Origin of the sequence: Streptomyces sp. NPDC051738, from assembly GCF_044453205.1 — a bacterium.
In the GTDB taxonomy this organism is placed as follows: Bacteria; Actinomycetota; Actinomycetes; order Streptomycetales; family Streptomycetaceae; genus Streptomyces.
Genome location: NZ_JBITCM010000030.1, coordinates 62111 through 79874, shown reverse-complemented (window position 1 = coordinate 79874; position 17764 = coordinate 62111). Strand labels below are relative to the sequence as shown.

At 71.1% G+C, this 17764-nt stretch carries 19 protein-coding genes; 14 read left to right on the top strand and 5 right to left on the bottom strand.

Going from position 1 to position 17764, the window contains the following annotated elements:
• The first annotated feature begins 53 nt into the window (after nt 1–53).
• The 13 genes from hypA to ACIA8X_RS42990 all read left to right on the top strand — a co-directional run bounded on the left by hypA (nt 54) and on the right by ACIA8X_RS42990 (nt 12319).
• Nucleotides 54–452: a hydrogenase maturation nickel metallochaperone HypA gene (gene hypA / locus ACIA8X_RS43050; RefSeq protein WP_393459469.1), complete on the top strand. Its 399-nt coding sequence runs from the start codon at nt 54–56 to the stop codon at nt 450–452.
• A 3-nt stretch (nt 453–455) separates the two neighbouring features.
• Complete coding sequence (gene hypB / locus ACIA8X_RS43045) at nt 456–1274, top strand: hydrogenase nickel incorporation protein HypB (protein ID WP_399460587.1); 819 nt, start codon at nt 456–458, stop codon at nt 1272–1274.
• On the top strand, nt 1271–3634 hold the full coding sequence (hypF, locus tag ACIA8X_RS43040; RefSeq protein WP_393459463.1) for a carbamoyltransferase HypF: 2364 nt from the start codon (nt 1271–1273) through the stop codon (nt 3632–3634). Before hypB ends, hypF begins: the two co-directional genes overlap by 4 nt.
• A 32-nt stretch (nt 3635–3666) precedes the next feature.
• Nucleotides 3667–3981, top strand: coding sequence for a HypC/HybG/HupF family hydrogenase formation chaperone (locus tag ACIA8X_RS43035; protein WP_393459460.1), 315 nt, complete (start codon nt 3667–3669; stop codon nt 3979–3981).
• On the top strand, nt 3978–5108 hold the full coding sequence (gene hypD, locus ACIA8X_RS43030; RefSeq protein WP_393459457.1) for a hydrogenase formation protein HypD: 1131 nt from the start codon (nt 3978–3980) through the stop codon (nt 5106–5108). Before ACIA8X_RS43035 ends, hypD begins: the two co-directional genes overlap by 4 nt.
• Nucleotides 5101–6180, top strand: coding sequence for a hydrogenase expression/formation protein HypE (gene hypE, locus ACIA8X_RS43025; RefSeq protein ID WP_393459454.1), 1080 nt, complete (start codon nt 5101–5103; stop codon nt 6178–6180). Before hypD ends, hypE begins: the two co-directional genes overlap by 8 nt.
• Before the next feature lie 411 nt (nt 6181–6591).
• On the top strand, nt 6592–6843 hold the full coding sequence (locus tag ACIA8X_RS43020; RefSeq protein ID WP_393459451.1) for a hypothetical protein: 252 nt from the start codon (nt 6592–6594) through the stop codon (nt 6841–6843).
• Nucleotides 6840–7208 carry a helix-turn-helix domain-containing protein gene (locus tag ACIA8X_RS43015; protein ID WP_393459448.1) on the top strand — a complete coding sequence of 123 codons (369 nt, stop codon included), beginning with the start codon at nt 6840–6842 and terminating at the stop codon, nt 7206–7208. Before ACIA8X_RS43020 ends, ACIA8X_RS43015 begins: the two co-directional genes overlap by 4 nt.
• A gap of 149 nt (nt 7209–7357) precedes the next feature.
• Nucleotides 7358–7867, top strand: coding sequence for a 2-oxo-4-hydroxy-4-carboxy-5-ureidoimidazoline decarboxylase (uraD, locus tag ACIA8X_RS43010; RefSeq protein WP_393459445.1), 510 nt, complete (start codon nt 7358–7360; stop codon nt 7865–7867).
• 6 nt (nt 7868–7873) lie between these two features.
• The gene (uraH, locus tag ACIA8X_RS43005) at nt 7874–8266 is read left to right on the top strand and encodes a hydroxyisourate hydrolase (protein WP_399460586.1); all 393 of its coding nucleotides are present in this window, start codon (nt 7874–7876) and stop codon (nt 8264–8266) included.
• Nucleotides 8267–8270: 4 nt separating this feature from the next.
• Nucleotides 8271–9194 (top strand): factor-independent urate hydroxylase, encoded by a 924-nt coding sequence (gene pucL / locus ACIA8X_RS43000; protein ID WP_393459439.1) that lies wholly within the window; start codon nt 8271–8273, stop codon nt 9192–9194.
• A 133-nt stretch (nt 9195–9327) separates the two neighbouring features.
• Nucleotides 9328–10707, top strand: a complete 1380-nt coding sequence (locus tag ACIA8X_RS42995) for an 8-oxoguanine deaminase (RefSeq protein ID WP_393459436.1) — start codon at nt 9328–9330, stop codon at nt 10705–10707.
• Between the two features lie 226 nt (nt 10708–10933).
• Nucleotides 10934–12319: a nucleobase:cation symporter-2 family protein gene (locus ACIA8X_RS42990; protein ID WP_393459433.1), complete on the top strand. Its 1386-nt coding sequence runs from the start codon at nt 10934–10936 to the stop codon at nt 12317–12319.
• Nucleotides 12320–13048: 729 nt separating this feature from the next.
• Here the strand turns inward: ACIA8X_RS42990 and ACIA8X_RS42985 are convergent.
• Together ACIA8X_RS42985 and ACIA8X_RS42980 are read right to left on the bottom strand one after the other, a co-directional pair.
• Nucleotides 13049–13498 carry a spore-associated protein gene (locus ACIA8X_RS42985; RefSeq protein ID WP_393459430.1) on the bottom strand — a complete coding sequence of 150 codons (450 nt, stop codon included), beginning with the start codon at nt 13496–13498 and terminating at the stop codon, nt 13049–13051.
• A gap of 73 nt (nt 13499–13571) precedes the next feature.
• The gene (locus ACIA8X_RS42980) at nt 13572–15002 is read right to left on the bottom strand and encodes an MFS transporter (RefSeq protein ID WP_399460585.1); all 1431 of its coding nucleotides are present in this window, start codon (nt 15000–15002) and stop codon (nt 13572–13574) included.
• A gap of 119 nt (nt 15003–15121) precedes the next feature.
• On the opposite strand from ACIA8X_RS42980, the gene ACIA8X_RS42975 reads away from it, so the two are divergent.
• The gene (locus ACIA8X_RS42975) at nt 15122–15517 is read left to right on the top strand and encodes a winged helix-turn-helix transcriptional regulator (RefSeq protein WP_393459424.1); all 396 of its coding nucleotides are present in this window, start codon (nt 15122–15124) and stop codon (nt 15515–15517) included.
• 22 nt (nt 15518–15539) lie between these two features.
• Here the strand turns inward: ACIA8X_RS42975 and ACIA8X_RS42970 are convergent, their stop codons facing one another.
• From ACIA8X_RS42970 to ACIA8X_RS42960, 3 genes are all read right to left on the bottom strand, one after another.
• On the bottom strand, nt 15540–15962 hold the full coding sequence (locus ACIA8X_RS42970) for an acyl-CoA thioesterase (protein WP_393459421.1): 423 nt from the start codon (nt 15960–15962) through the stop codon (nt 15540–15542).
• Between the two features lie 51 nt (nt 15963–16013).
• Nucleotides 16014–16643, bottom strand: coding sequence for a hypothetical protein (locus ACIA8X_RS42965; protein WP_393459418.1), 630 nt, complete (start codon nt 16641–16643; stop codon nt 16014–16016).
• A 276-nt stretch (nt 16644–16919) separates the two neighbouring features.
• Nucleotides 16920–17519: a histidine phosphatase family protein gene (locus ACIA8X_RS42960; protein ID WP_399460584.1), complete on the bottom strand. Its 600-nt coding sequence runs from the start codon at nt 17517–17519 to the stop codon at nt 16920–16922.
• Nucleotides 17520–17764: the final 245 nt, after the last annotated feature.

Below are 17764 nucleotides of genomic sequence, written 5' to 3'. Positions count from 1 at the left end.
CCGCCCGGGGTGCTCGCCTCTAATGAAGGTCGGCCCCGGGAGGACGAGGACCCATGCACGAGATGTCCGTCGCGCTGGCCGTGATCGACCAGGTGGAAACAGCCGCCGCACAGACCTCGGGCGTCACCGCGGTGCGCTCGGTACGGCTCCGGGTGGGCGAACTGGCCGGTGTCGTACCCGACTCCCTCGCCTTCTGCTTCGAACTCGCCTGCGCCGGAACCCTGCTGGAAGGCGCCGAACTGGTCACCGAACCGGTGCCCGGACGGGCCCGCTGCACGCCCTGTGCGCATGAGTGGGCGGTCGGCATGCCGCCCCGGCTGACCTGCCCCGAGTGCGACGGGGCGGAGGTCGAGCTGCTCTCGGGCCGGGAGCTGCAGATCGCCGGTGTGCGGTGGGAGGACGGCGACCCCGCCCACGCGGCCGCCCGTGAACCGATCTCCGAGGAGCGCTGAACCATGTGCCGTGTCGTCGACCTCCAGCAGGCCGTGCTCGCCAAGAACGACGCGACCGCCCACCTCCTGCGCACCCACCTCGACGCCCGGGGCACCACGCTCGTCAACCTGCTGTCCAGCCCCGGCAGCGGCAAGACCGCGCTGCTGGAAGGCGAACTGCTGAGGGCCCGCGAGCGGTCCGTGCCCGTCGCGGCGCTCACCGCCGACCTCGCCACCGAGAACGACGCGACACGGCTCGCGCGTTCCCGGGTTCCGGTCAAGCAGGTGCTCACCGACGGGCTGTGCCATCTGGAGGCGGCGATGCTCGCCGGGCACCTGGACGGATGGCTGCCCGACGACACCCGGCTGCTGTTCGTGGAGAACGTCGGCAACCTGGTCTGCCCCGCCTCCTACGACCTGGGGGAGACCCTGAGGGTCGTCCTCGCCTCCGTCACCGAGGGCGAGGACAAGCCGCTCAAGTACCCCACCGCCTTCGGCCTGGCCCAGCTGGTCGTGATCACCAAGACCGACCTCGCCGAGGCGGTGGAGTTCGACGAGCGCGCGTTCCGCGCGAACGTGGAGCGGGTGAATCCGGGCGTGGAGGTGGTCCTGACCTCGGCACGCCGCGGGCAGGGCACCGGCGTGCTCCTCGACCGGGCGCTCGCCGCGGCCGAGGGCGCTGCGCTCCATACGCCGGTAATGGCCCGCCGGCCGGACGCCGGTCACACACATGCGCACACGGACGCCGGTCACACACATGCGCACACGGAAGCGGCGCACATGGGCCACACACACGCACCCGCGGCAGACACCGTCGCCGCCCCGGCCGCCCCTCGCTCGTGAGCGCTCCGCCACAGTCCGCCGCCGCCGTCGCCGCGGACCCGCCGCGCCGCCGCCGGGTGGTCGTGCGGGGTGTCGTGCAGGGTGTGGGCTTCCGGCCGTACGTCTACGGCCTCGCCACCGAACTCGCCCTGGTCGGGCATGTGACCAACACGCCGGACGGTGTCGTCGCCGAGGTCGAGGGCAGTGCCTCGGCCGTGGCCCGCTTCTGCGACCGGCTCACGGTCCAGGCACCTCCGTTGGCCCGGGTGGAGTCCGTCCACCACCAGGAGCTGCCCGCCACCGGCGGCGAGGCGTTCGCCATCCTCGCCTCCCGCACCGGCGGCCCGGCCCGCACCCTGGTCTCCCCGGACACGGCCACCTGCGCCGACTGCCTCGCCGAGTTGGCCGACCCGGCCGACCGGCGCCACCGCCACCCGTTCGTCAACTGCACCCACTGCGGGCCGCGCTTCACCATCGTCACCGGCGTCCCGTACGACCGGGCGAACACCACGATGGCCGGCTTCCCGATGTGCCCCGACTGCGCCCGCGAGTACGGCGATCCGGCCGACCGGCGCTTCCACGCGCAGCCGGTCGCCTGCCCGGCCTGCGGGCCCCGGCTGCGCCTGATCGTCACGGGGTCCGAGAGTCACGCCGGGGCGGACCCGGTCACCGAGGCCCGCGCCCTGCTCGCCCGCGGCGCGATCCTCGCCGTGAAGGGACTCGGCGGCTATCACCTCGCCTGCGACGCCACCGACGACACCGCGGTCCGTCTCCTGCGGCAGCGCAAGGCGCGGGGCGACAAGCCGTTCGCCCTCATGGCGAGGAGCGCGGGCGAGATCGAGCACCTCGTCCGGCTGGGCCCCGAGGAACGGAGCCTGCTCGAAGGCGCCGTCCGGCCCGTCGTACTGCTGCGGCGGCGCCCGGACCCGTCGTACGCCGGAGGGTCGGCGCGCCCCGTCGAGGCCGTCGCGCCCGGCAGTCCCGACCTCGGCGTGATGCTGCCGTACACCCCTCTGCACCACCTCCTCCTCGGCCTGCCCGGCGACCCGGACGGTCCCCGGCTGCTCGTCATGACCAGCGGCAACGTCTCCGGCGAGCCCATCGTCACCGACGACGCCGAGGCCCTGGAGCGGCTCGCGCACCTGGCCGACGCCTGGCTCACGCACGACCGGCCGATCCAGGTGCCGTGCGACGACTCCGTGGTCCGGGTCTGCGACGGAGAGCCGCTGGTGATCCGGCGCTCCCGTGGCTACGCCCCGCTGCCGGTCGCGCTCCCGCTGCCCGTCCGCCCCGCCCTCGCCGTCGGCGGCGACCTGAAGAACGCCTTCTGTCTCGGCGAGGGGCGGCAGGCCTGGCTGTCGGCGCACATCGGCGACATGGACGACGTCGAGACGCAGTACGCCTTCGAACGCGCCGTGGAGCAGCTGGAGTCCATCACGGGCGTGCGGCCGAAGAGCCTGGCGTGCGACCGGCATCCCGGCTACCGCTCCGCCCGGTGGACCGACCGGAACGCCGACGGCCGGACCGCCGTACGCGTCCAGCACCATCACGCCCACAGCGCCGCCGCGATGGCCGAGCACGGGCTGGACGGCACACGGCAGGTGATCGGCGTGGCCTTCGACGGCACCGGCCACGGCGACGACGGTGCCGTGTGGGGCGGGGAGTTCCTGCTCGCGGACTACGACGGCTTCACACGGTTCGGGCATCTCGCGTACGTCCCCCTGCCCGGCGGTGACACCGCGGTGCGCAGGCCGTACCGCATGGCGCTGGTTCAACTGCGCGCGTCCCGGATCGGCTGGCTGGACGACCTCGCCTGTACGGCCGCCTGCCCGCCCGACGAACTGCGCCTGCTGGAACGGCAGTTGGAGCGCGACCTGAACTGCGTCCCTACATCCAGCATGGGCCGGCTCTTCGACGCGGTCTCCTCGCTCGCCGGCGTCTGCCACCTGGCCGGCTATGAGGCACAGGCCGCCGTCGAACTGGAGGCCGCTGCACTACGCGCGCCCGCCGGGGACACCGCCGCGTACGCCTTCGAACTCCGGGGGAGCGACCCGGTGCGGGCCGACCCGGCGCCCCTCTTCGCGGCGATCGTCGCCGACCTGCGGGCGGGCGTCGCACCGGCGCTGGTGGCGGCCCGCTTCCACCGCGCCGTGACCGTACTGGTGCGCCGGATGTGCCTGCGCGCGCGGGAGCGGCACGGGCTGGACACGGTGGCCCTGACGGGCGGCGTGTTCGCCAACACGCTGCTCTCCTCGGCCTGTTCGGCCGCCCTGCGCGAGGACGGCTTCACGGTCCTGCGGCACCGCCTGGTGCCACCCAACGACGGCGGGCTGGCGCTGGGCCAGCTGATGGTGGCCGCCCGGACGACGACTCACGACTGAGCAACCCGCGAGCCCACAGCGAGGAGAGGCCCATGTGCCTGGCGGTACCCGGCAGAGTGCTGGACATCGAGGAGCGCGACGGCACCCGGATGGCCACCGTCGACTTCGGCGGCGTGGTCAAGGAGGTGTGCCTGGAGTACCTGCCGGACCTCCAGGTCGGCGAGTACGCCATCGTCCACGTCGGATTCGCCCTGCAACGGCTGGACGAGGAGTCGGCGAAGCACACGCTGGAGCTCTTCGCCGAACTCGGCATGCTCCAGGAGGAGTTCGGCGACCCCTGGGAGATGGCGGCGGCGGAGGCGGGCGTAGAACCGGTGGAACCGGTGGAAGGGGTGCGCGGTCAGTGAAGTACATCGAAGAGTTCCAGGACCCGGAGCTGGCCCGCCGGCTCCTCGAGGACATCCGGGCCACGGTGACCAGGCCGTGGGCGCTGATGGAGGTGTGCGGAGGACAGACGCACAGCATCATCCGGCACGGCCTCGACCAACTCCTGCCGGACGAGGTCGAGTTGATCCACGGACCGGGCTGTCCCGTCTGTGTGACCCCGCTGGAGGTCATCGACAAGGCGTTGGAGATCGCCTCCCGGCCGGGGGTGATCTTCTGCTCCTTCGGCGACATGCTGCGCGTGCCGGGCACCGGCCGGGACCTGTTCCAGGTGCGCGGCGAGGGCGGGGACGTACGCGTCGTCTACTCGCCGCTCGACGCCCTGCGGATCGCGCAGCAGAACCCCGGCCGCGAGGTGGTGTTCTTCGGCATCGGCTTCGAGACGACCGCGCCCCCCAACGCCATGACGGTCCATCAGGCCCGCAGGCAGGGCATCGAGAACTTCAGCATGCTGGTCTCCCATGTCCGTGTCCCGCCCGCCATCGAGGCGATCATGTCGTCGCCGAGCTGCCGGGTGCAGGGCTTCCTCGCGGCCGGGCACGTGTGCAGTGTGATGGGCATGGGGGAGTACCCCGAGCTGGCGGAACGCTTCCGGGTGCCGATCGTCGTGACGGGCTTCGAGCCGCTGGACATCCTCGAAGGCGTCCGCCGGACCGTAGGGCAGCTGGAGCGCGGTGAGCACACCGTCGACAACGCTTACGCCCGTGCCGTCCGGGCCGAGGGCAACCCGGCCGCCCGCGCCATGCTGGAGGACGTCTTCGAGGTCACCGACCGTGCCTGGCGGGGCATCGGGGTGATCCCCGACAGCGGCTGGCGGCTGTCGCCGAAGTACCGCGACCACGACGCCGAGCACCGTTTCTCGGTCGAGGGGATCCGGACCGAGGAGCCGGCCGAGTGCCGCAGCGGAGAGGTCCTGCAAGGGCTGCTCAAGCCGCACGAGTGCGAGGCCTTCGGCACTCTGTGCACTCCTCGTACGCCGCTGGGCGCCACCATGGTCTCCACCGAGGGCGCCTGCGCGGCGTACTACCTGTACCGGCGGCTGGACGTGCCCGCCACCGCGACGGCCCGGGAGGCGAGCCCCGTTGTCTGACACCACAGATCTCCCCGTCGCGCCGCTGGACGTCGAAGGGTGGACGTGCCCGGCCCCCTTGCGCGACCGGCCGCGCGTCGTCATGGGTCACGGCGGCGGCGGAGCCCTCTCCGCCGAACTGGTCCAGCAGATCTTCGCCCCTTCGTACGGCGGCGAGGCGCTCTCCCAGATGGGCGACGCCGCCGTCCTCTCCCTGGGCGGAGCCCGGCTGGCGTTCTCCACGGACTCCTACGTCGTACGGCCGCTGTTCTTCCCCGGCGGCAGCATCGGCGACCTGGCGGTCAACGGCACCGTCAACGACCTCGCCATGAGCGGGGCCCGGGCCGCCTACCTCTCCTGCGGATTCATCCTGGAGGAGGGAGTCGAACTGGACACGGTCACCCGGGTCGCCCAGGCGCTGGGCGCCGCCGCGCGCACCGCCGGCGTGGAGGTGGCGACCGGTGACACGAAGGTGGTGGAGGCCGGTCACGGCGACGGGATCTACCTCAACACGGCCGGCATCGGTGTCGTCCCGGCGGGCGTCGACCTGCGTCCGCAGCGGGTCGTCCCCGGCGACGTCGTGATCGTCAGCGGCGCCGTCGGCGTCCACGGGGTGGCGATCATGAGCGTCCGCGAGGGCCTGGAGTTCGGCGTGGAGATCGAGAGCGACTGCGCGGCGCTCAGCGGCCTCGTCGACGCCATGCTCGCCGTCACCCTCGATCTGCACGTACTGCGCGATCCCACCCGGGGCGGCCTCGCGGCCTCCCTCAACGAGATCGCGGCCGCTTCCGGCGCGGGGGTGGTCATCCGGGAACGCGACGTCCCCGTCCCGCCCGCCGTGGCGGGCGCCTGCGCCATCCTCGGTCTGGACCCCATGTACATCGCCAACGAGGGCAAGCTGGTGGCCTTCGTCCCGCGCGAGCACGCCGACGCCGTCCTGGCGGCGATGCGGGCCCACCCACTGGGCGCGGACTCGGCGATCATCGGCGAGGCCGTCGAGTCCCACCCCGGCATGGTCGTGGCCCGGACCGGGCTGGGGGGAACGCGCGTGGTCGACCTTCCGCTCGGGGAGCAGCTGCCGCGGATCTGCTGAACGGGATCCGGGCGCCGCACCGGCCGGGCTCTGCGGGCGACGAGGAACGGTGGGCTCGGCAGACGCGTGGTCGAGCGGTCTACCGGCGGCCCGTGCGATCGGGTGCGCGGGCGGGCCGCGACGCCCGCGCTGTCCGGCGTCGGTTCGCGGTCGACTCGGTCGGCCCCGGAGCGGCTGGGCCACGTGGCGTGAACGGCGCTCAAGTGATGCCTCTCGGACCCGGCAGGTGGGGCCTGCGTCGGCTACAGTCGCTGCTGGGCGGACGACCCGGCTCCGCCGCCGTGAAAGTGATCGGCCTGCGGTGCATCGTGGCCCTGGTGCTGTCGATCGGTGCCTCCTGTAGAGCCCTGATGTGCCCACGCTTGGGCAATCCGGCTGAAGTGCAGGTCAGAGGGGCGTCTTGGGGGCAGCATGCGATTGAGAGTGGAGTTCACCACCGAACCCTTCGACCTCGACGAGGCGCCCGCGCACGCGCTGGTGGCCCGCGAGGTCATCGAGGCGGCCGCGCTCGACGCGGTGGACGTCGGCCCGTTCGGCAACACGGCGGAGGGCGGTGCCGACGCCATGCTCACCGCTCTGGACGCCCTGCTGCGGAAGAGCCTGGAGGCCGGCGCCACCCGGATCTCGCTCCAGATCAACGTGATCGGGGAGGGCGAGCAGTGACCGGCACCGGCGAGGAGCCCTTCATCGCGGCCGTGAAGCCGCTGGTCGACGCCATGGGCGGCGAGATAATCGCGCCGGACGAGGCCGGCGCCGAGGATGTCGTGCTCTCCTGGGACGGCGCCGACGTCCTCGCCGTACGCCTGCCTCAGCTGGCCGACTCCCTGGACCACATCCTGGCCGCCATGGAGCGCCGCAAGGGCAAACCGCTGGCCGACCTGGACCGCAAGGCCAAGCAGGAGGTCGTGCGGATACTCGAGGCGCGCGGCGCCTTCTCCGTGCGGCACGGCGTGGAGACCGTGGCGAGCGCGCTCGGGGTGAGCCGCTTCACGGTCTACAACTACCTGAACCGGGAAAAGAACGCCTGAGACCGGGAGCGGGACGCCTGAGGCGGACCTGCCCGTGTTTCGGCAGCGCGAATTTTCAACAAAGTGTTGACGTCTCGTCGTCGTAGGGCGTTAGCTATCGGCACGCCCGTTCAGTACGAAGGCCGCCTCGCGCGGCCACGGAGGCTCCCGTGACGTCGAATTCCACGCCCCCGGGCCTGGCCCGGTTCAACGCCCTGGAGGAGCACGCGGCCCACGCCGCTCTCCACGAGGCGTGCGCCTCCACGGCATGGGTGAAGCGGCTGCACACCGGCCGCCCCTACAGCACCGTCGACGACCTCTACGAGGCCAGTGACGCCGCCATGGCCGAGCTGACCGCCGAGGATCTGGCCGAGGCGATGTCCGGGCACCCGCCGATCGGCCGCCCCAAGCCGGGCGACCCGACCTCGGCCCGGGAGCAGCGCGGCATGGCCGGCGCGTCCGAGGAGCTCAAGGCGGAGATGCTCGAACTCAACCTGGCCTACCAGGACAGGTTCGGCCATGTCTTCCTGATCTGCGCCACCGGCCGGACCGGTGAGCAGATGCGCGACGCGGTCAAGGAACGGATCGGCAACTCGCCGGAGCAGGAGCGGGAGATCGTCCGCACCGAGCTGGGCAAGATCAACCGTATCCGGCTCGCCCGCATCGTCGAAGAGGACTGACTCACCATGAGCACCAGCACCACCGCCTCGGTGTCCACGCACATCCTGGACACCAGCATCGGCCGCCCCGCCGAGGGCATCGCCATCCAGCTGTCCGCCCGGAGCGGCAGGGACGCGGACTGGCAGGCGCTCGGCGGTTCCGCGACCGACGCGGACGGGCGGTGCAAGGACCTCCCGGCCCTGCCGGAAGGCACCACACACGTACGGCTCGACTTCGCGGTCGAGGCGTACTTCGAAAAGAAGCAAGCCGATGCGCAGCAGGACGCCCCCGCGAATCGGGACAGCGGTGCCGTGTTCTTCCCCGAGGTGGCGATCACCTTCGCCGTGAAGCCCGGGGAGCACTACCACGTACCGCTGCTGCTCAACCCGTTCGGCTACTCCGTTTACCGAGGGAGCTAGCTAAATGCCCACGATCCTGGGACAGAACCAGTACGGCAAGGCCGAGAACCGAGTCGTAAAGATCACGCGGGACGGCGCCACCCATCACATCAAGGACCTGAACGTGTCCGTGGCGCTGAGCGGCGACATGGACGAGGTCCACTACTCCGGCTCGAACGCCAACGTCCTGCCGACCGACACCACCAAGAACACGGTGTACGCGTTCGCCAAGGAGCACGGCATCGAGTCGGCCGAGCAGTTCGGCATCCACCTCGCGCGCCACTTCGTCACGAGTCAGGAGCCGATCCAGACGGCCCGGATCCGGATCGAGGAGTACGCCTGGGAGCGGATCGACGCCTCCGACGCCAACTCCCAGTTCATCGGCGCGGACGAGGTCAAGCACTCCTTCGTCCGCAAGGGCCAGGAGACCCGGGTCACCCAGATCACCTACGACGGTGAGAAGTGGGAGGTCATCTCGGGTCTTAAGGACCTCGTCGTGATGAACTCGACCAACTCCGAGTTCTGGGGCTACGTCAAGGACAAGTACACGACCCTCAAGGAAGCGTACGACCGGATCCTCGCGACCCAGGTCTCCGGCCGCTGGCGGTTCAACTGGACCGACGACGAGCAGCGGATGCCCAACTGGGAGAAGTCCTACGAGCAGACCAAGAAGCACATGCTCCAGGCCTTCGCCGAGACCTACTCGCTCTCGCTGCAGCAGACCCTGTACCAAATGGGTGCGCGGATCATCAACAACCGCAGCGAGATCGACGAGGTCCGCTTCTCCCTCCCGAACAAGCACCACTTCCTGGTGGACCTGGAGCCGTTCGGGCTGAAGAACGACAACGAGGTCTACTTCGCCGCCGACCGCCCCTACGGCCTGATCGAGGCCACCATCCTGCGGGACGGCTGCGAGCCGAAGATCCCGGTGGACCTCACCAACCTGTAAGCCAGTAACTCGATTTCGGCACCCGCGGCCGGGAGGCCGGGCCATGAAGGCTCACCGGCCGCGGTACTCAAATCCCTCGGGGTCCTGCCGTGCCCTCTCCCATGCAGTCCACCCTCAGGAAAAGGGACGAATCATGGCAGCAGCCCAGCGCATCGTCATCGAGAACTGTTCGATCGCGACGGTGGACGCGAACGACACCGAGTACGCCACGGGTCATGTCGTCATCGCGGACCACCGCATCGAGTCGCTCGGCGCGGGCAAGGCCCCTCAGGGCCTGGAGAACGTCGTACGCCGTATCGACGCCACCGGGCACCTGGTGACCCCCGGCCTGATCAACACGCACCACCACTTCTACCAGTGGATCACCCGCGGCCTGGCCACGGACCACAACCTCTTCGACTGGCTCGTCGCCCTCTACCCGACCTGGGCGCGCATCGACGAGCAGATGGTGCGCTCCGCCGCGCAGGGCTCGCTGGCCATGATGGCCCGCGGGGGCGTCACCACCGCCATGGACCACCACTACGTCTTCCCGAAGGGCTCCGGCGACCTGTCCGGCGCGATCATCGGCGCCGCCCGCGACATGGGCGTCCGCTTCACCCTCGCCCGTGGCTCCATGGACCGCAGCGAGAAGGACGGCGGACTGCCGCCGGACTTCGCGGTCGAGACCCTGGAGGGTGCGCTCGCCGCGACCGAGGCGACCGTCAGGGAGCACCACGACTCCTCCTTCGACGCGATGACCCAGGTCGCCGTCGCCCCCTGCTCCCCCTTCTCCATCTCCACCGAGCTCCTGAAGCAGGGCGGCGAGCTGGCCCGCCGGCTCGGCGTGCGCATGCACACCCACGGCTCGGAGACCGTGGAGGAGGAGAAGTTCTGCCACGAGCTGTTCGGCATGGGCCCGACCGACTACTTCGAGTCCACCGGCTGGCTCGGCGAGGACGTGTGGATGGCGCACTGCGTCCACATGAACGACTCCGACATCGCCGCCTTCGCCCGGACGAAGACGGGTGTCGCGCACTGCCCCTCCTCCAACGCCCGTCTCGCGGCCGGCATCGCCCGTGTCCCCGACATGCTCGCGGCCGGCGTCCCGGTCGGCCTCGGCGTCGACGGCACCGCCTCCAACGAGTCCGGCGAGCTGCACACCGAACTGCGCAACGCCCTGCTCATCAACCGCCTCGGCGCCCACCGCGAGGCCGCCCTGAACGCCCGGCAGGCGCTGCGGCTCGGGACGTACGGAGGCGCCCAGGTCCTCGGCCGCGCGAGCGAGATCGGCTCGCTGGAGCCGGGCAAGCTGGCCGACCTGGTGCTGTGGAAGCTGGACACCCTCGCCCACGCCTCCATCGCCGACCCGGTGACCGCGCTGGTCTTCGGCGCGGCGGCCCCGGTCACCGCGTCGTTCGTGAACGGCCGCCAGATCGTTCAGGACGGGCGGCTGCTCACGGCCGACGAGGACGCGATCGCCCGCAGCACGCGGGACGAGGCCCGGCGGCTCGCGCAGATCGCCGCGCAGGGCTGACCGATTGAAGATCTCCGGTCGAGGGGGACGGCCCTCGACCGGTGGCCGTGGACCCGAGCGGGGTCCATGGCGGCCGTCTCCGGGGCGCGCATGGACGTGTGCGCCCCGGAACGGCCAATTCGCCCCTTTTGCAAGGGCTCCGTCCTCGGTCCCGCACGACCGCGTACCACCTCCTTGAAACCCACGTCAGAGCCGACGTGCTGTTAACCGACCGGAGGAGCCGCCCGTGTCCACCCACCCCGTCGACGAGAAACTCCCCGCCCTCAAAATGGCGACCACCGGCCTTCAGCACGTGGCCGCCATGTACGCGGGCGTCGTCGCCCCACCTCTGATCGTCGGCGCGGCCATAGGCCTCTCCGCCACCGAACTCACCTTCCTCACCGGCGCCTGCCTGTTCACCGCGGGCCTCGCCACCTTCCTCCAAACCCTCGGCATCTGGAAGATCGGCGCCCGGCTGCCGTTCGTCAACGGCGTCACCTTCGCCGGCGTCGCCCCGATGACCGCGATCGCCGCCTCCACCGAGGACAAGTCCGACGCCCTGCCGATCATCTTCGGCGCGGTGATCGTGGCGGGCCTCCTGGGCTTCCTGGCCGCCCCCTTCTTCAGCAAGGCGGTCCGCTTCTTCCCGCCGGTGGTGACGGGTACGGTCATCACCCTGATCGGCATCTCCCTGCTCCCGGTCGCCTTCGGCTGGGCTCAAGGTCCCAACCCGGCGGCGCACGACTACGGTTCGGCGACGAACCTGGGCCTTGCGGCCGGCACGTTGCTGATCGTCCTGCTTCTGCGCCGCTTCACCACCGGCTTCGTCAAGCAGATCGCCGTCCTGCTCGGCCTGGTCGTCGGCACGCTGATCGCGATCCCGTTCGGCGTCACCGACTTCGGCCCGGTGGCGGACGCGGACGTGATCGGCTTCCCGACCCCGTTCCACTTCGGCGCCCCGCAGTTCCAGCTCGCCGCGATCATCTCGCTGTGCGTGGTGATGGTGGTGTCGATGACCGAGTCGACCGCCGACATGCTCGCGCTGGGTGAGATCGTCGAGCGCCCGGCCGACGAGAAGACCATCGCGGCGGGCCTGCGCGCCGACACCCTCGGCTCGGCGATCAGCCCGCTCTTCAACGGGTTCATGTGCAGCGCCTTCGCGCAGAACATCGGCCTGGTGGCGATGACGAAGATCCGCAGCCGGTACGTCGTCGCCGTGGGCGGTGGCTTCCTGGTGCTGATGGGCCTGTGCCCGATGGCCGCGTCGCTCATCGCGGTCGTACCGCGCCCGGTCCTGGGCGGCGCGGGCGTCGTCCTGTTCGGTTCGGTGGCCGCCAGCGGCATCCAGACCCTCGTCCGGGCCGGCCTGGAGAAGGACAACAACGTCCTGATCGTCGCCGTCTCGCTGGCCGTCGGCATCGTCCCGATCACGGCGCCGGAGTTCTACCACGCCTTCCCGGAGACAGTGCGGATCGTGCTGGACTCGGGCATCTCGACGGGGTGCGTGGCGGCGGTGGCGCTGAACCTCGTCTTCAACCACCTGGGCAGGGGCCGGGACGCGCAGGACGTCACCCATCCCATGGAGGCGGGGGAGGAGATCACTGGGGCGAGTCGGGCCCCGGCCACGCCATGAGGTTGGCGAACAACTCGGCCTGCTCGACGGCGTCGTCCAGCGCGATGGGGGTCCCCCCGGGCTCGAGCGAAGTCGAGAGCTTGGGGGAGCGTGTGACGGCGCCTCGACAGCAGCTCACGGGGCATCGTGCCCTTCGTCACGGCCCGCAGGGGCAGACCCGCCTTCGTCGCGTACAGCGTCTTCATGTCCAGGCAGCCGGAGTGCCCGAAGGGGCTCGTGCCGGTGAAACGGATCAGATACCAGTACAGGAAGGTCCAGTCGTACGACGCCGGATAGCCGGCCATCACCGGCTGGGCGCCCGCGCTCACCTCGCGCACCCATGCGGTGAACTCGGTGAGCGCGGCGCCCGGTTCGGCGCCCTCGGCGCGCAGCCGCTCCCGGTCCAGGCCGCTCACCGCCAGCGCCTCGGGTACGAACTCCTCGCTGATCGGGCGCAGCTCACGGTAGAAGGTCCGCCGCGCGGGATCGGCCGGGGCGAACCCGTCGGCGTCCTGCACCCCGGCGACCGCCGCGCCCAGGCTCAGCATGGAGTACGGCCCCGGGATCGGGCCGTCGGCTTCGATGTCGACGGAGATGTAGAGGCTGGGTTTGATACGTCGTGCGGCCATGGAGGGGGAGCATCCCAGGTGGACGGGGCTTGCCGCATCCGAATTCTCCGCACGGCGACACACGCCCGCCCCGGCAGAACTCCGCGAGTCCTGCCAGGGCGAGTCGTACCGAGATGCCGGGTCAGCGGGTGTAGGTGACCCGGTGCTCCTTCAGAGCGCCGCAGTTGGAGCCGGTGACCTGCACGTACACGTTGTTGATGTGGCCGCCCCAGTCGACACAGTGGCCCTTGCCGTAGACGTAGGTCGGACCGGCGTACGACGTGTACCGGCCGTAGTCCTCGTCGTACTCCTCGGTGTCGGGGACGTAGACCCACGCCGACATGTCCACGGCGGTGCCCGGGTTGGTGCGGATGGTCGCCACGCAGTTCTCGCCGTTGGAGGCGTTGTACGTCAGGTAGACGGTGCCCAGCGAGCCGACCGGCGCCGAGTTCACCGTCTTGTAGCCGCTGCCGCAGACCTTCTGCGGCGTGGTGTTGGGCGCGGCGGAGGCGGGCGCGGTCAGGGCGGCCGTGGTCCCCACCGTGAGCGCTGCCAACGCGGTGGCGGACAGTACAGAACGGATCAATCGCATATTTCCCCCTAGTAGCCATTGCGGGTGGTTACTCCTGCATGATGTGACCCGCGGGGCATACGAATGGTTGTGCTCAGTTCTGCCGTTCCCGCAACACGGCCGCCGCCAGCACCAATGCCCCCGCGGCGACCAACGCCGCCACCTGGAACGCCAGTTGATAGCCCTCCGCCGTCGCCGCCACCAACTCCGCGCCTCGGTCGAGCAGACCGTCGGTGTGGCTCGCCGCCAGGACCGAGAGCGCCGCCAGACCCAGTGAACCGCCCACCACCTGCGTGGTGTTGAAGAGCCCGGACGCCAGTCCCGCGTCCTCCTCGCGGGCCCCCGACATCGCGAGCCCGGTCAACGCGGGCATCGCGGCGGCGAAGCCGGTCGACAGCAGGAGCAGCGGCGGGAGTACGTCCGTGACGTACGAGCCGTCGAGCGGTGCGCGGCTCAGCAGCGCCATGCCCGCGACGATGAGCAGCAGCCCGGCCAGCAGCACGCGGTACGCGCCGAACCGGCCGACGGTCCTGGCCGACAGGCCCAGCATCAGCACCCCGATGGCGATCGGCGCCGGCAGAAACGCGGTACCGGTGAGCAACTCGCCGTAGCCGAGGACGCGTTGGAGGTAGAGCGCGCCGAGGAACTGGAAGCCGTACATCGTCGCGATCATCAGGATCTGCACGGCGTTCGCCCCGCTCAGCAGCCGGGAGCCGAACAGGCGCAGCCGCAGCAGCGGACGTGCGGCCCGCGCCTGGCGGAGCGTGAACGCCACGAAGAGGGCGAGGGACAGGGCCGCCAGCAGGAGGGTGGCGGTGAGGTCGCGGGCGCCGGCGCCGACGATGACGTAGACCGCGAGCATCAGCGCGCCGGTGACCAGCGCCGCGCCCGGGTAGTCGGCGCCCTTGCCGAGCCCGGCGCCCCGGTCCGGCTCCAGCACCCGTAGCGCAGCGAGCCATGCCACGATCCCGATCGGCAGATTGATCAGGAAGATCCAGTGCCAGTTCAGGGCCTCGGTCAGCGCCCCGCCGAGAAACGTGCCGAGTGCTCCGCCCGCCGCGCCGACCGCGCTGAACACCGCGATGGCGCAGGCCTGTTCGCGCGGCTCCGGGAACAGGGCGACCAGCATGCCGAGCACCACGGCCGAGGTCATGGCCCCGCCCACGCCCTGCAACGCGCGCGCCGCGATCAGCACGCCCTGCCCGGTCGCCACCCCGCACAGCACGGAGGCCGCGGTGAACACGGCGAGACCCGCCGTGAACATCCGCTTGCGGCCGATCAGGTCGCCGAGTCGGCCCACCAGCAGGAGCAGACCGCCGAAGGGGATCAGATAGGCGTTGACGACCCAGGCCAGCCCCGGCCCCGAGAAGCCCAGGTCGCTCTGGATGGCCGGCATGGCGACCGTGACGATGTTGCCGTCCAGGATCGTCATCAGCGTGCCCGCGCACAGCACGACGAGGGACGCCCAGCGGGAGTACGTTCGGGGTGACGCTGTGTCGGTCGGTGCGTCCAGCGTGGTCGACATGGCCGTTCGGCCTCCGCATTCTCCATAGACCCATAGGTGCAGGACTGACCCATAGGTGCACGACTTGTAACGGGGTACATCGTGAGTGACCATGGAGAGCGGCGTAAGGAGGCAGTCCGATGTCCCAGAGGAACACCGGTGTTACCGTCCAGGCGGTGAACGCGCACGCGTGCCCGGTCCGCGAGGTTCTTGACAGGGTCTCCGGGAAGTGGAGCGTGCAGATTCTCGTCGCGGCGGCGCACGGCCCCATCCGCTTCACCGAGTTGGAGCGCGGCATCGAGGGCATCAGCCGCCGGATGCTGACCCTCACCCTGCGCAATCTGGAGCGCGACGGCCTCGTCACGCGCACGGTCCATCCGACGGTGCCGCCGAAGGTGGAGTACGAACTCACGCCGGTCGCCCGGGAGTTGCACGAGACCCTGCTGCGCCTGACCGGCTGGGCGGAGCGCAACAGGGTCTACATCGCCGAGTCGCGCGCGGCCTACGACGAGGTGCACGCACCGGAGTCGGCGTGACCGCGGTCCCGGCCGGCGCCGATCAGAGTCCGAACAGGCTCGGATCCGAGGCCAGCTCCTTGAAGTAGTCCTGCGGGTTGGCCACCATCCTGCGTTCCTTGAGGTCCAACAGGCCGCCGACCGCCGTGAGTTCGGCCGCCACCGTGCCGTCCGCCTTGCTCATGATCTGCCGGATACGGAAGGTCTTGCCGCCCGACCACTCGAAGGCGCAGGTCACGTCGACCTCGTCACCGGCGAGCAGCTCCCGCTTGTAGCGGATGGTCGTCTCCAGTGCGACGGGACCGACCCCCTTGCCTATGAGGCCCGTCTGGCTGATGCCCGCGGCCTGGAGCAACGACCAGCGGGCGTGCTCGGCGTAGTTGATGTACACGCTCTGGTTGACGTGCCCCTGCACATCGGTCTCGTAGCCGCGGACGGTGACCCGGACGGAGAACGGCTCGCTCACTGCTTCCCCTTGTCGCATTCGATGCCCTGTGCACTGATCGTTGCATGCCTGTCATGCCCGCCGCGGGGAAGCCAGCAAATATCGCATCCTTGTGCGGGGTTCGGTGTACTCGCCGACCTGCCATCCCGCCTCCTCCAGTGTGGCCGCGCAGGCCCGCAGGCGCGCGCCGTCGGGCTCGCGCACGGCGACGGCCTCCGGCTGCGGGGTCGCCCGTACCCGGTACCCCTCCTCGGAGTCCTCCTCGGCCGGAGGGTGCCCGGCGGCCTCCAGTGCCAGCGCGGCGGCCTGCACCAGATGCGTACGCTCCCACGCGCACGGCCGGTCCGTGGCCCCGTCCGGGTTGGTCATCCGGCGCAGCTCCAGCAGCCCCTGCCAGGCGCCGCGCACCTCACGCAGCCGGGCGGGACCCGCCTTCGGGGCGGCCTCCTCGCCGCCGATCCGCGCGGCGAACACACCGCCGGCCGCCGGAGCCTCGGACTCCGCGGGCGCCGCCGGCTCGGCATCCCGTATCCGATGGCCCGCCGGCGTCAGAAAGTGATCGTGCGGCGGGCGCGGGTGCCGGAAGGCCAGCCCTCGCTTCACCAGCGCCGCGAGCTGCGTCTCCGTACCTCTGACCCGCCCGGTCACGGGATCGGCGGCATCGATGACCCGCCGCTGAGCGGCGGTCGGCGGTCTCGTCACGGCATGCTCCTCCCCGGGTGCTGGATCCCCGGCCCCGACTCCTGGCACCGCTGGCCCTGTCTTCTGGTGGGGCCGGACCTTACGGCGCCTACTGGCCAGGCCGCACTGTCCGGCGCCTTCTGGCGAGGCCGCATCGTCCCGCCGCCCGGCGAAGTCGTACCGCCTCGACTCCCGGCACCGCACCGCCTTCTGGCGAGGCCGGACCGCCCCCGCCTCCCGGCGAAGTCGCTCCACCCCGCCTCCCCGCGAGCCGACCGGCACCATCTGCTGGGAAGGCTACGACCCGGGTCTGACATTCCACTCGGCGATCACCGGCCGCCCATGCTCGGTGCCCAGTCGGCACAGCGCCCCCGTGGCCAGTTGGAACAGCGCCCCGTCCGCCGCCGGCAGCCCGAGCCGTCGGGCCGTGAGCACCCGGAGGAAGTGCCCGTGCGCGACGAGCATCACGGCCCCGTCGTCGTGGGCGAGCGCCGCGTCCACCTTGGCCAGCATCCGGTCGGCACGCTCCCCGACCTGCTCGGGGCTCTCCCCGGGATGGTCGGGCGGGCCGGGCGTGACCCCGTCCGTGAACAGGAACCATCCCGGCCGCCCGTGCTGGATGTCGACGGTGGTGATCCCCTCGTAGCCGCCGTAGTCCCACTCGCGCAGATCCGCGTCGACGCGCACGTCGTGCAGCCCGATCAGCTCGGCCGTCTCCCATGCCCGCTGCAACGGGCTGACGAAGGCGGCGCCGATTCGCAGCGACCGGATCAACGGCTCCAGCCCCCGCGCCTCCTCCCGCCCGTGCTCGGTGAGAGGCACATCCGTCCATCCCGTGTGCCGCCCGGACCGCGACCACTCGGTCTCACCGTGCCGGACGAGAAAGAGGTCGGCCACATGCGCACCCTTCCAGCTCGCCTCCCCGGCACCCTGCCACAGGTGCGCGGCGGCCCGCAGAACGGACTGGGCCGGACGGCCGTTCTCGTCGCCGCCGGGCGCACGTAGGGGATGACTCGCCTCCCGTCAAGCGACGAACAGTCGGGGCTGGGGCGCCTGCCCGGACCCGGGGGAGCGTGGCAGTCGACCGCCCGTGCGACCGCCGGAGCGGGACGCGGACCGGAGAGTCCGGCGAGTCCGCAGAG

What these genes read in the sequence shown, in the direction of transcription:
- hypA (WP_393459469.1), top strand. Translation starts at nt 54, where the DNA reads ATGCACGAGATGTCCGTCGCGCTGGCCGTGATCGACCAGGTGGAAACA.
- hypB (WP_399460587.1), top strand. Translation starts at nt 456, where the DNA reads ATGTGCCGTGTCGTCGACCTCCAGCAGGCCGTGCTCGCCAAGAACGAC.
- ACIA8X_RS43035 (WP_393459460.1), top strand. Translation starts at nt 3,667, where the DNA reads ATGTGCCTGGCGGTACCCGGCAGAGTGCTGGACATCGAGGAGCGCGAC.
- ACIA8X_RS43020 (WP_393459451.1), top strand. Translation starts at nt 6,592, where the DNA reads ATGCGATTGAGAGTGGAGTTCACCACCGAACCCTTCGACCTCGACGAG.
- uraH (WP_399460586.1), top strand. Translation starts at nt 7,874, where the DNA reads ATGAGCACCAGCACCACCGCCTCGGTGTCCACGCACATCCTGGACACC.
- pucL (WP_393459439.1), top strand. Translation starts at nt 8,271, where the DNA reads ATGCCCACGATCCTGGGACAGAACCAGTACGGCAAGGCCGAGAACCGA.
- ACIA8X_RS42995 (WP_393459436.1), top strand. Translation starts at nt 9,328, where the DNA reads ATGGCAGCAGCCCAGCGCATCGTCATCGAGAACTGTTCGATCGCGACG.
- ACIA8X_RS42985 (WP_393459430.1), bottom strand. Translation starts at nt 13,498, where the DNA reads ATGCGATTGATCCGTTCTGTACTGTCCGCCACCGCGTTGGCAGCGCTC.
- ACIA8X_RS42980 (WP_399460585.1), bottom strand. Translation starts at nt 15,002, where the DNA reads ATGTCGACCACGCTGGACGCACCGACCGACACAGCGTCACCCCGAACG.
- ACIA8X_RS42975 (WP_393459424.1), top strand. Translation starts at nt 15,122, where the DNA reads ATGTCCCAGAGGAACACCGGTGTTACCGTCCAGGCGGTGAACGCGCAC.